This is a genomic window from Klebsiella sp. CD33 (assembly GCF_051992865.1).
Lineage (GTDB): Bacteria > Pseudomonadota > Gammaproteobacteria > Enterobacterales > Enterobacteriaceae > Klebsiella > Klebsiella pneumoniae.
The window spans coordinates 2,454,427-2,466,985 of sequence record NZ_CP197023.1 but is presented as its reverse complement, the minus strand read 5'-3'; the positions used below and the strand labels follow the sequence as shown (position 1 = coordinate 2,466,985).

At 56.0% G+C, this 12,559-nt stretch carries 11 protein-coding genes and 1 pseudogene; 4 read left to right on the top strand and 8 right to left on the bottom strand.

Annotation, left to right across the window (positions count from 1 at the left end; translation table 11 throughout):
* Positions 1–115: 115 nt before the first annotated feature.
* Positions 116–592, bottom strand: coding sequence for a DMT family transporter (locus ACR809_RS12275; protein WP_122051285.1), 477 nt, complete (start codon positions 590–592; stop codon positions 116–118).
* 9 nt (positions 593–601) lie between these two features.
* On the bottom strand, positions 602–1,036 hold the full coding sequence (locus ACR809_RS12270; protein ID WP_004143693.1) for a DMT family transporter: 435 nt from the start codon (positions 1,034–1,036) through the stop codon (positions 602–604).
* 99 nt (positions 1,037–1,135) lie between these two features.
* Between ACR809_RS12270 and ACR809_RS12265 the strand changes: the two genes are divergently transcribed.
* Together ACR809_RS12265 and katG are read left to right on the top strand one after the other, a co-directional pair.
* The gene (locus ACR809_RS12265; protein ID WP_004184162.1) at positions 1,136–2,068 is read left to right on the top strand and encodes a LysR family transcriptional regulator; all 933 of its coding nucleotides are present in this window, start codon (positions 1,136–1,138) and stop codon (positions 2,066–2,068) included.
* 268 nt (positions 2,069–2,336) lie between these two features.
* Complete coding sequence (katG, locus tag ACR809_RS12260) at positions 2,337–4,514, top strand: catalase/peroxidase HPI (RefSeq protein ID WP_004176050.1); 2,178 nt, start codon at positions 2,337–2,339, stop codon at positions 4,512–4,514.
* Positions 4,515–4,548: 34 nt separating this feature from the next.
* Here katG and zapE read toward each other — a convergent pair whose 3' ends face one another.
* A complete protein-coding gene (gene zapE / locus ACR809_RS12255; RefSeq protein ID WP_004153572.1) occupies positions 4,549–5,610 on the bottom strand; it encodes a cell division protein ZapE in 1,062 nt (353 codons plus the stop codon).
* Between the two features lie 96 nt (positions 5,611–5,706).
* Positions 5,707–6,387 carry an MgtC family protein gene (locus ACR809_RS12250; RefSeq protein ID WP_002906011.1) on the bottom strand — a complete coding sequence of 227 codons (681 nt, stop codon included), beginning with the start codon at positions 6,385–6,387 and terminating at the stop codon, positions 5,707–5,709.
* 587 nt (positions 6,388–6,974) lie between these two features.
* Between ACR809_RS12250 and ACR809_RS12245 the strand changes: the two genes are divergently transcribed.
* A complete protein-coding gene (locus tag ACR809_RS12245; RefSeq protein WP_004151891.1) occupies positions 6,975–8,381 on the top strand; it encodes an MFS transporter in 1,407 nt (468 codons plus the stop codon).
* A gap of 40 nt (positions 8,382–8,421) precedes the next feature.
* Here the strand turns inward: ACR809_RS12245 and ACR809_RS12240 are convergent, their stop codons facing one another.
* The 3 genes and pseudogenes from ACR809_RS12240 to ACR809_RS12230 all read right to left on the bottom strand — a co-directional run bounded on the left by ACR809_RS12240 (position 8,422) and on the right by ACR809_RS12230 (position 10,060).
* The gene (locus ACR809_RS12240) at positions 8,422–8,736 is read right to left on the bottom strand and encodes a PTS lactose/cellobiose transporter subunit IIA (RefSeq protein ID WP_004180041.1); all 315 of its coding nucleotides are present in this window, start codon (positions 8,734–8,736) and stop codon (positions 8,422–8,424) included.
* Positions 8,737–8,745: 9 nt separating this feature from the next.
* Positions 8,746–9,069 carry a PTS sugar transporter subunit IIB gene (locus ACR809_RS12235; protein ID WP_004180042.1) on the bottom strand — a complete coding sequence of 108 codons (324 nt, stop codon included), beginning with the start codon at positions 9,067–9,069 and terminating at the stop codon, positions 8,746–8,748.
* A gap of 35 nt (positions 9,070–9,104) precedes the next feature.
* Positions 9,105–10,060: pseudogene (locus ACR809_RS12230) on the bottom strand (alpha/beta hydrolase fold domain-containing protein).
* Between the two features lie 43 nt (positions 10,061–10,103).
* Between ACR809_RS12230 and ACR809_RS12225 the strand changes: the two are divergent.
* Positions 10,104–11,072 (top strand): IS5-like element IS903B family transposase, encoded by a 969-nt coding sequence (locus ACR809_RS12225; protein ID WP_162992539.1) that lies wholly within the window; start codon positions 10,104–10,106, stop codon positions 11,070–11,072.
* An 86-nt stretch (positions 11,073–11,158) separates the two neighbouring features.
* On the opposite strand, the gene ACR809_RS12220 is transcribed toward ACR809_RS12225, so the two are convergent.
* Positions 11,159–12,442 (bottom strand): carbohydrate porin, encoded by a 1,284-nt coding sequence (locus ACR809_RS12220; protein WP_032418921.1) that lies wholly within the window; start codon positions 12,440–12,442, stop codon positions 11,159–11,161.
* Between the last annotated feature and the right edge of the window lie 117 nt (positions 12,443–12,559).

Sequence of the window (12,559 nt, the reverse complement as noted above, 5' to 3'; positions counted from 1 at the left end):
GAAAGGTTGCTAATGATCTGGCAGAAATGTTTCAGCATGTTAGAGGGATCGTTATTCTTAACCTTGCCCGTGACGCGTCAGGCTATATTCACGATGCCCGACGCGTCGGCGCAGCTCACTGTTCTGCGCGGGCCGCCTCGTGGGAGGTAGCCGACTTTCCTGAGGTGTAGATTAAGTACAGCGCGAGGGCCAGACATATCACCGCCGCCAGTCGCGCCGGCGAGAACGCCATCGTGCTATTGCCCAGCCAGCCAAAGTTGTCGATCAGCAGGCTCATCGTCAGCTGGCCAAAGATCACCGCCACGGTGGCCGTAGCGGTGCCTATCCGCTGCACCGCCAGCACCATAATGACGATGTAGGGCACGCCGCAAAAAGCGCCCAGCAGCTGCCACTTAGGCACCTGTAGCAGGTTTACCGACGTCGCTGGAGCAAAAAACAGGATCAGCAATCCCGTCACCAGCGCGCCGGTGGCGAAGGTTAAAAAGGCGCTGCGTAGCACCCCAACCTGGCTGCCAAGACGGCCATTTATCGCCGCCTGGACGCTAAGCAATGCGCCGCCGCACAGTGCCAGAATGATCACTATCGAATCCATTTCCCCTCCTTAACCCAGAGCCACCAGCAGTAACGCCGCCATAATCAACATCAGCGCCATGGCGCGCCGCGGATCGATTTTGCGCCGTGGGCTGCCGAATAACCCGTAATGGTCGATCGCCAGGCTTTTCGCCACCTGACCCGCCAGGATGCCGATCATGGTCATGGCAATACCAATCACCGGCGTCGCCATGGTCAAGATCACCACGTACCCCGCCCCCAACAGACCGCCGGTGAGTTGCCAGCCGGGCAGAGAAAAGAACGACGGGCTGCTACGCGGGCTGAAAAAGAGCATCAGAAAAAAGGTTAACACTGCGCCAATCCCAAAGATGCTCATGGTTGCCCACAGATCCCCCACCTGGCTCGCCAGCGGCCCCAGCAGGCCGGCCTCGACCGATAATCCCATGCCGCCGGCAATCACTAATAAAATGAATAATAACGCCATTACTGCGCCTCCTCTGTACAACAGGCGGCTGAGGATAAAACAGCGTGCTGATGCGATAAACGGTATAATGCAGAAAACACTATTGCAGGAATTGCACAGATGGCCGATGCCAGCAGCGTCGATTTTCGCGCCCTTCAGCTTTTCATCGCGGTTTACGATAACCAGAGTTTTTCCGTAGTGGCCCGCCGCGAAGGGGTCTCTCCCTCGCTGATCTCGCGAACCATCCAGCAGCTGGAAGATGCCCTCGGGCAGCAGCTGTTCTACCGCAACACCCGTGCCGTGGTACCGACCGAAGCAGGACGCCTTTTCGCAGCGTCCGCCCGGGAACTGCTGGGACAGTACGCCGACGCGCAACGGGCGTTACAGGATCGGGCACAGGTCCCCGGCGGACTGGTGCGGATCAATGCGCCGGTCTATTTTGGTCAGCGGCATATCGCCCCCTGGCTTCCGGAACTGGCGGCCCGGCATCCCAAACTGCAGTTTGACCTGATGCTGACCGACGATTTTATCGATCCCCATCGCGATGCGACGGATATCCTTTTTCGCATCAGCAGCCTGCCGGACGCGGGCTATCACGCCAGAGTGTTTGGCAGCCAGCGCTATTACCTGACCGCCTCCCCGGAGTATGTTTCACGGTACGGCAGCCCGACTTCGCCGGAGGCATTGCATCAACATCGCACGCTGGTGTATGGCGGTTCGCAGGGAGCCAACCGCTGGCTGTTTCGCCAGCGCGAAGAGGCATGGGTGCACTATCCGTTGACCCCGCTCATGACCTCGAACAATGCCGATGCCCTGCTCACTTCAGCCATCGGCGGGATGGGGATCGTGTTATTTCCCGACTGGATGGTCAGCGAGGCGCTGCACAACGGGACATTAGTCACGCTGATGGATCGCTATTCGGCGGCCATCAGCCACACGCCATCGTATATCGCGGCGATTTATCCTTATACCCGCCATCCCTCTCTCAACGTGCGGACAGTGATTGACTATTTTGCCGACGTGTTTGGATCGCCGCCCTACTGGCAGCGCTAATGCGAGATTCGTAGTAAAACTTGTCATATCTCAAACAATTAGCATTCCTTCGCCCAGCTTGACGCGGATCGTTTCCTTTGCCGCCTCGTTACGGCTATGGTTACTAATGAGGTTAATCTCAATCTCCAGGCCGACACGGTCCCACCAGGGGGTTGCCTAACCCTTCATTGAACGGAAATAGCTATTAAATCCGTAGATTCATTCAAATATCGCTTATTGGTAGCAGTGTATATCGTAACGGCATTCACAAAAGCAAACGGAGCCTGATATGAGCACGTCTAACGACCCATCCAACAATGCATCCGCCGGGAAGTGCCCTTTCCACGCCGAGACGCCAAAACAGAGCGCCGGCAGCGGCACCGCCAACCGCGACTGGTGGCCGAACCAGCTGCGTGTCGATCTGTTAAACCAGCACTCCAATCGCTCCAACCCGTTGGGTGAGAATTTTAACTACAGGGAAGAGTTTAAAAAGCTCGATTACTCCGCGCTGAAGGCTGATCTCAGAGCGCTGCTGACCGATTCGCAAGAGTGGTGGCCGGCAGACTGGGGTAGCTATATTGGCTTGTTTATTCGTATGGCCTGGCACGGCGCCGGCACCTACCGCACCGTTGACGGTCGCGGCGGCGCAGGTCGTGGACAGCAGCGCTTTGCCCCCCTGAACTCCTGGCCTGACAACGTCAGCCTCGATAAGGCCCGCCGTCTGCTGTGGCCGGTGAAACAGAAATATGGCCAGAAAATCTCCTGGGCCGACCTTTACATGCTGGCGGGTAACGTCGCTCTGGAAAACGCCGGCTTCCGCACCTTTGGCTTTGGCGCCGGTCGCGAAGACGTCTGGGAACCGGATCTCGACGTCGACTGGGGCGATGAGAAAGAGTGGCTGGCCCACCGTCATCCGGAAAGCCTGGCGAAACAGGCCATCGGCGCCACCGAAATGGGTCTGATTTATGTCAACCCGGAAGGTCCGAACGCCAGCGGCGAGCCGCTGTCCGCCGCGGCGGCCATTCGCGCCACCTTCGGCAATATGGCGATGGACGATGAAGAGATCGTCGCGCTGATCGCCGGCGGCCATACGCTGGGCAAAACCCACGGCGCCGCAGAAACCAGCCACGTCGGCGCCGAGCCAGAAGCCGCGCCGCTGGAAGCGCAGGGTCTGGGCTGGCACTCCAGCTACGGCAGCGGCGCAGGCGCGGACGCCATCACCTCCGGTCTGGAAGTGGTCTGGACGCAGACGCCCACCCAGTGGAGCAACTACTTTTTCGAAAACCTGTTCAAATACGAATGGGTGCAGACCCGCAGCCCGGCTGGCGCGATCCAGTTCGAAGCCAAAGACGCGCCGGAGATTATCCCGGATCCGTTTAACCCGGAGAAAAAGCGCAAACCGACCATGCTGGTCACCGACCTGACCCTGCGCTTCGACCCGGAGTTTGAAAAAATCTCCCGCCGCTTCCTCAACGATCCGCAGGCCTTTAACGAGGCGTTCGCCCGGGCGTGGTTCAAGCTGACCCACCGTGATATGGGGCCAAAATCCCGTTACCTCGGGCCGGAAGTGCCGAAAGAAGATCTGATTTGGCAGGATCCGCTGCCGGCAGCGACCCATCAGCCGAGCGCGGAAGATATCGCCAGCCTGAAAACCGCCATCGCCGGCGCCGGCCTGTCGGTCAGTGAGCTGGTCTCGGTCGCCTGGGCGTCCGCCTCCACCTTCCGCGGCGGCGATAAACGCGGCGGCGCTAACGGCGCGCGTCTGGCGCTGGCCCCGCAGAAAGACTGGCCGGTTAACGCCATCGCCAGCCGGGTGCTGCCGACCCTGCAGGCGATCCAGCGCGCCTCCGGCAAAGCGTCGCTGGCCGATATTATCGTACTGGCCGGCGTGGTCGGCGTTGAACAGGCGGCCGCTGCCGCCGGCGTCAGCGTTAATGTGCCGTTTACCCCAGGCCGCGTCGACGCTCTGCCTGAGCAGACCGACGTCGAGTCGTTTGATCTGCTGCAGCCGCTGGCGGATGGCTTCCGCAACTATCGCCGTATCGAAGGCGGTGTCTCGACGGAAACCCTGCTGATCGATAAAGCGCAGCAGCTGACGCTAACCGCCCCGGAAATGACCGTGCTGGTCGGTGGCTTGCGCGTACTGGGCGCGAACTACGACGGCAGCAAACACGGGGTGTTTACCGACCGCGTCGGCGTGCTCAGCAATGACTTCTTCGTTAATCTGCTGGATATGGCTACCGTCTGGAAAGCGGCCGATGATAACGCGGAGCTGTTTACCGGCAGCGACCGTAAAACCGGCGAAGCGAAGTACAGCGCCACCCGCGTGGATCTGGTGTTTGGCTCCAACTCGGTACTGCGCGCCCTGGCGGAAGTGTACGCCTGCGCCGACGGGCAGCAGAAGCTGGTGCATGACTTCGTTGCCGCCTGGACCAAGGTGATGAACCTCGACCGCTTCGATCTGTAATCCTCTCGCCCCGGCTCCCGCCGGGGCGTTTTTCTTATACCGCCCGCGGCAGCTGTTGCAGGCGACTCCGCGTTCGTTGAATATCCTCCAGTTCCACCCCTGCCACCAGCGTCTCCAGGTCGCAGCGGGTCACCAGCAGCAGGCGGATCTGCTTTTCATACAGCACATCAATCACATTGATAAAGCGCTGCTGGGCCGCCGGCCCCACCGTAGCCAATGGCGGCACCTCGTCCAGTAGCCAGACGGCATAGCTTTCGCAGAGCGTCAGATAGTCCATCACCGCCGTGGCGGCCTGACAAAGCTGGGTAAAGGTGAAGTGCAGCAACGCGGGCGACGCCGCGGCCGCCAGCAGCGTGCGATAGCCTACCGTCAGCGAAACCGGTTCGCCAGGCAGCGACGGCAGGTCATACAGCTGACGCTGTTGTGCATTCGGATTAACCCACATCCGCCCGCTGCAGAAGGCGTTATCCTGGCTCAGATGCCGTTCGCGATAATCCTCCTCGCCGTTCAGCGCCACCACCGTTAGATGGGCGCGGATCAGCGCGATCGACGGTAAAAAGCGATCGTGATACAGCGGATTGGGCAGCAGCATCTCCGGTGGGTAGTTTGAGGTGGCCAGCAGCACGATACCGTGTTGAAAGAGATGTTCCAGCAAGGCTTTAATCAGCATGGCGTCGCCGGGGTCATGCAGATGAAATTCGTCGAAGCATAGCAGGCGGCAACCGGATGTCATCTGCCTCATCACCGTCTGCAGGTCGGGCGCTCCGGGGGCATTCAGCCGCTGGTGCAGTTCGCGGAAGAAGTGATGAAAATGGACCCGCCGCCTGGCGGCGAGCGGCAGGCTGGCGAAAAAGTGGTCGAGGATAAAGCTTTTCCCTCGCCCGGTACGTCCCCAGACGTATACCCCCTGCGGCCTGCCTGTCGTGGACACCAACTGCTGACCGAGGGCGTCAAGGCGGGCGATGAGTGACAGCTGATCGTCGTCCAGCGTCAGACGCGCCCGCGCCGCCTGCTCGGCCATCACGCGGGTAAAACGAAAATCAGCCGTCACCTCTGTGGGACCAGATTCCGAGGGTACACATCCATTATTTAACATTCTTATAACCTCCTGCGAGGAGGCCATTCTAGCCGCTTTCCCGCGGGATGGCGAATCGCGCGACGAGCGGCCGTTTCCGCTGCTCCGCCGCCAGCCCTACGCCTCTCCGACACGCCAGTGCACCGATGTGACGTTCTGCTGAACGCCCATCTGCGCCATAATTTGCGCCAGCGTTTTTTGGTGCTGCTTATGGCTAATCAGCTGCGCGCAAATCTCCAGATGGTCCGCGGTGTCCGCCGCCGCCGACTGCAATCCCTGCAGGGTAAACCGCTGCTGCTGCGCAATATTCAGCAACAGCTGACGTACGGCATTTTCATGTTCGCGCAGACAGGTGACGCGTAAGACATAGCGTTTCTCTTCGTCACCGGCCCCCGGCAAGGCATGAATGCGCTGCGCCGCCTCGCGCAGCAGGATATTGGCGCACAGAATAATCAGCGTAGCCGCCGTCGCGTTCCAGAACTGTCCCAGGCCGCAGAGTACGCCGATCCCGGCCGAACACCACAGCGTGGCGGCGGTATTGAGGCCGCGGACGTTCATGCCATCGCGCATAATCACCCCTGCCCCAAGAAAGCCGATACCGGAGACGATCTGCGCTGCAATACGCCCCGGGCTGTCCGGCGAGGCCGACATCGCGCTGAGAATAAACACCGCCGCGCCGGTGGCCACCAGGGCATTGGTGCGTAAACCGGCCATACGTTGCCGCCACTGTCTTTCCGCGCCGATCAGCGCCCCCAACAACATTGCCGCGAGTAAATGAGTCATATAAGGAAATACCATCGCGCCTTCCTCCAGAAAACAGAAAGCCAAAAATTACAGATGTAGCGCTCTGCCGCGCCGGGCGATTAGCCGGTGGATGATGGTGGAGGAAATAAGGGTCTGGAAAACATAAACATAACGCTGCCTCTCGCGCTCAATGGCGCATAAATTATTGAGGGAGGCAATCCGGAACTGAGAGATTGCTGCCCGCCGGGACGGCAAGCAGCGAAATGATCGCGTTAGCTTGCCGGAAAATCGCAATAAGGGTGACTGTCCAACGTATGACTCCTGAATAAAAGTGGGCACATTATAGCCCGGGGTAATGATGGGTAAAGCACGAAAACGCCGCCGGTGACGATTCGTTTAGTTTGTCTTTCGCGGGTCCTGCGTAGCGTGACATCGCCAGGCGACTAAAATGCCGTCAGCGGTGATTTACTTCAATTCCGTCGCTGGGATGCGGCGAAAACCAGCATGAATATCATCTTTATGTCTCCCCAGCGCGATCTTACGCTAAAGAATGTCGCTAAGGCTAAGGATTAAAAATTTAAAACTATTAACAATCAATTAACATTAGCAGGCAAACCATTCTTCCTGAGGAACACAACACCATGTCTACCACCCAGGTTCTCGGCGAAACGCCCTATGCTTCGCCAGGACAACCGCACGCCAGCTTAACCGGACGCATTGATGCGCTGCCCGCCTCATTTGGGTTATGGTCGTTTATTACCCTGCTCTCACTTGGCGGCTTCTTTGAGCTCTACGATCTCTTCCAGACCGGGTATATCAGCGCGGGCCTGCTGGCGGAGGGCATTTTCCACACCGGACAGGCGGGCATCTTCGGCATCGCCGACCAGGCGGCCTTCGCCTCCGCCACCTTTATGGGGCTGTTTATCGGCGCCAGTCTGCTGGCGCCGCTGGCGGACAAACTGGGCCGCCGCCTGACCTTTATGGTGGCGCTCGCCTGGTACGGTCTTTTTTCGCTGCTGATGGCGACGCAGAGTAGCGCGGAAGGGGTGATCTTCTTCCGCTTTCTGGTGGGGATCGGCCTCGGCATTGAGCTGGTGACCATTGATACTTACCTCAGCGAATGGGTGCCAACCCATCTGCGCAATAAAGCCTTTGCCTTTGCCTTCTTCATCCAGTTCCTCTCGGTTCCGGCGGTGGCGCTGATGTCCTGGATGCTGGTGCCGACCACCCTGTTCGGCCTCAGCGGCTGGCGCTGGGTGATCATCTTTGGCGCACTGTTCTCGCTGGCGATCTGGTTTATCCGCAAAAAGCTACCGGAGTCAGCCCGCTGGCTGGAAAGCAAAGGGCGGCATGATGACGCGCATACGGTGATGTGTGAGATGGAAGCCCGCTGCGGCCTGACGCCGTCGCCGAAGCATGCGCATGCGGCACAGAGCGTCGTCAAACGCGGCACCTTCCGCGAAATCTGGGCGCCGGAGTATCGGCAGCGCACCCTGATGCTGATGGTGATGAACTTCTTCCAGGCGATCGGTTTCTTCGGCTTTGGCAACTGGCTGCCGGCGCTGCTCTCCGGTCAGGGCGCCAGCATCACCCATAGCCTGCTGTACGCCTTCTTTATCACCCTCGCCTATCCGCTGGGCTGCCTGTTCTGCACCCGCTTCGTGCATCGCTTTGAAAACAAGTGGCAGATTGTCCTCTCCGCGCTGATGACCGTTATCTTCGGCACCCTGTTCGCTCTGCAAAACAGTCCGATTCTGCTGGTGATTTGCGGGTTTATGATCACCTGGTCCAACGCCTGGCTGACCATCAGCTATCACGCCTACCAGGCCGAGGTCTTCCCGACCCATATTCGCGCCCGCGCCGTCGGCTTCTGCTACTCGTTCAGCCGGCTCTCGACCGCGGTGACCAGCATTCTGATCGGCATTATTCTGCAATACGCCGGCACGCCGGGAGTAATTAGCTTTATCGTCGTCAGTATGCTGATGGTGATGCTGTCGGTGGGGATCTTCGGCCCGAGAACGCGGGGCATTCGTCTGGAGAATATCTGATGGCGGTCGCCGCCGAGGGTGCCGGCGGCGACATATTTTATCAGTTGCGATGTTGCAGCTGGCGCTGAACCTCAATAAGCTCCGCGATCAACTCCCGCGCGAGCATAGAGGTCATTATATGATCCTGGGCATGTACCAGAATAAGATTAACCGGTACTTTGCCACAGCCCTCATCCATACCGATAAGCATGGTTTGTACATCATGCGCGCGTTTTGCGGCATCTGCGGCGTCCTGCATCAGCCTATCAACGTCCTGCCACACTCCTTTTCTGGCGGCTTGCAGCGCCTGCATCGCCAGACTGCGGGACTCACCGGCGTTAATGATGAGTTCCATGACGGTTGCTTCCATATCCATACGGTTTCCCTACTTGTTAAGTGAAGGTTCATCCAGCAGCGCCAGCGCCGCAGCAAGAATTTTATCGCCACGCATCATGCCGTAATCCATGCTATCGATAACGGCGACTCTCTTGCCCACCGCAGCGGCCTTTTTGTTAAATTCTTCGAATTTATATTTAATCTGCGGCCCTAAAAGACAGCAATCGTAATTTGGTAACGTGCGATCAAAATCATCCATTGAAACAGCAATAATATCGACAGCAATGCCTTGCGCCGCGGCCGCTTGTTTCATTTTATTCATTACCATGCTCGTTGACATGCCGGCAGCGCAGCACAAAAATATTTTTTTCATCTTATTTACCTGTTCCTGTAACGTATTATTGATGCTTATCTTTGAGATTTTGGTCTAAAAAATTAATAATAATTTTTGATACTTCAGGCTGATACCACATCAAACCTGCGTGATCCGCCCCTTTCACCACGTAATGGGTGGACGGTATTTTTTTCGCTACCAGCGCCTCGTGTAAAAGCGTTGACTGGCTGGGTGAAACCACATTGTCGGCATCGCCGTTCATTAGCAGAAAAGGCGGCGTTTTATTCGAAATCCAGGTGATGGGATTAGCCCTTTTCGCCTTTTCGGGATAAGCGGAGATCGCGCCACCGCCTTGCCAGGGAATACCATTAACCAGCATCGCCTCTGGTATGGCCGGTGACTGATGCGCTTTTTGAATGTCCGCGGAAAAGTCAGCCCCGACTTTCGTCAGATCGGACAGGCCATAGAGATCAACCACCGCCTGCACATCGCTGCTTTGATTTGAATACTCTCCCTGGTCGAATTCCTTATGGCCGCTGGTGGTACCCACCATGGCGGCTAAATACCCACCCGCCGACTCGCCCATCACAGCGATATGGTTGGGATCGATGCCTAATTTTTCAGCATTGGCGCGTAAAAATCTGACCGCCGTTTTCGCATCTTCAACCATGCCCGGGAAAGTCACATTGGGTACGACCCGATAGGTAATGCTGGCGACGACGTAACCGGCCCGGGCAATATCGACCCGCTGACCGATAAATTTTGATTTGGGCGCATCGAGAAAGCCGCCGCCGGTAATAAATACTACTGCGGGTAACGGTTTATCAGCATAAGGCTTGAGCAAATCCATCGTTAACTGGAGCGGTCGTCCCATGATATTTTGCGTAAATGAATAGGCAATATCAGGCACCATCTCGACGGCCAGAGCGCTGGGTTTAATAACGATAGTTTTGCTGTCTGTTAAAGGTGTTTGTGCAAAAGCAGACGGAATAATAAGCATCGTCAGCATAGCAGCGACGTGTTTGTTCATAGGGTAATATCGGCTTTGTTGAATAAATCGAACTTTTGCTGAGTTGAAGGATCAGATCACGTATCTTCCCGACAACGCAGACCGTTCCGTGGCAAAGCAAAAGTTCAAAATCACCAACTGGCCCACCTACAATAAAGCCCTCATCAACCGTGGCTCCATAACTTTCTGGCTGGATGATGAAGCTATTCAGGCCTGGTATGAGTCGGCAGCGCCTTCTTCACGAGGCAGACCTCAGCGCTATTCTGACCTTGCCATCACGACTGTGCTGGTCATTAAACGCGTATTCAGGCTGACCCTGCGCGCTGCGCAGGGCTTTATTGATTCCATTTTTTCTCTGATGAACGTTCCGCTACGCTGCCCGGATTACAGCTGTGTCAGCAGGCGGGCAAAGTCGGTTAATGTCAGTTTCAAAACGCCCACCCGGGGTGAAATCGCACACCTGGTAATTGATTCCACCGGGCTGAAGGTCTTCGGTGAAGGCGAGTGGAAAGTCAAAAAGCATGGCCAGGAACGCCGCCGTATCTGGCGTAAGCTGCATCTCGCCGTTGACAGTAAAACACATGAAATCATCTGCGCTGACCTGTCGCTGAACAACGTTACGGACTCAGAGGCCTTCCCCGGGTTAATCCGGCAAACCCACCGGAAAATCAGGTCAGCCGCCGCCGATGGCGCTTACGATACCCGGCTATGTCACGATGAACTGCGGCGTAAGAAAATCAGCGCGCTTGTCCCTCCCCGAAAAGGTGCGGGTTACTGGCCCGGTGAATATGCAGACCGTAACCGTGCAGTGGCTAATCAGCGAATGACCGGGAGTAATGCGCGGTGGAAATGGACAACAGACTACAACCGTCGCTCGATAGCGGAAACGGCGATGTACCGGGTAAAACAGCTGTTCGGGGGTTCACTGACGCTGCGTGACTACGATGGTCAGGTTGCGGAGGCTATGGCCCTGGTACGAGCGCTGAACAAAATGACGAAAGCAGGTATGCCTGAAAGCGTGCGTATTGCCTGAAAACACAACCCGCTACGGGGGAGACTTACCCGAAATCTGATTTATTCAACAAAGCCGGTAATATCCTGTAGTGATGTAGTAATGATTCAGAACCAGACTTCCATTCGATACCCGACTCGCCACTCCGAGTCTTCCGGCAATAACGTGACCTCTTTGTCCCCACCTGCGTAGGTAACCGTCAAACTGAGAATCGGCGCGACATACGGTAAAACATCCAGTTGCAGGGCCGGGCCGGCGGCAATTTTGTAGCCGACGCCGCTGGCACCTTCGACGCCATTTTTATTGATAGTGTTATTCACCATGACTTCATACAACATGGAGAGATTTTGGTGATGAATATTTTGTTTAACGTTTACGCCGGTAAAGATCCCGGTTTCATTTGCGGAACCATAGGTCATGTCCCCCCCTGAATAACCTGTATCAGGTATAAAGGTGGTTCGGTCAGCAGTTTTTTCACGCTTGGTATATTCATAGATGAAAGCCGGCGAGACGGCAAAATCATCAAATAACGTCAAGTTTCCGTCGGTGGAAAAACGCATTGAAGAATCGCCCTCTTCGCTAAGGACGGTAATACGACTGGTGTTCAGATAAGGAGCAATAACCCCTTTACCATACTGTAATTTGACTGTCGATTGTCCCTTTGCCACTCCCCAAAAAGACGGCATGCTGTATTTCGCGGAAAAACTAATTGCTTTCTGCTTGCCAGTGCCCAATGGGTCATCAATTTCTTTAACATAGGTCATACCCAGCTCTGTCTGATCGATACGATAAGCCATATCAACGATGCGCCGCGAGCCTTCTATCGCCTGCGGCGCGGTATCGCTGGACCAGTCGATCTGGTCGGTACCAACGTTCAAATCAAAATTCTTACTGTTATAACCGAGGCCGGAATCAATATGTACTTCTTTGGTATTGTAAGCGAAGATATTAATACGTTGATCGAGGTAACGACGCCCAGCCCAAATGTTTGCGCCCTCGGGAAGAAAAGAGAGCCCACCAAAGCGCCCATAATTCTGTGCCGTTTCTACCGTTTTATCGCCGTAACCCACCATTTCATAGGTGTAATCAGCCCATTGCTCGGGAGAAGCCAGCCCCTGCCATTTTTTAGTGATAGCCAGCGATGTCCAGTAATCGTGCCAGAAACTGTTTCCCAAATCGCCCATTTTGCCACGAGGATCCTGATTAGGTCCGGTGGGATCGGTATGCAACGACATGTTTTTGGGACGGTTTAGTTCGCTCTGAAAATCTCCAGCCACCATGCCATATCCATTTAACTGGAAGCTGCCGTCGTCGCTTAGATTGGCCGCATGGCATAAGGTCGCAGGCAGAAAACATGAGATAACACCTGAAATAATAATTCTGGGGTTCATTCTTCAGACTCCATCGGGTAAGAGATATAAAATAAATAAAATTATTATTTTTATTGCTTATCTGATTTTATTTAAAGAATGCCACCCGTGTTATAACCCTGCTTGCCTTTTTATATA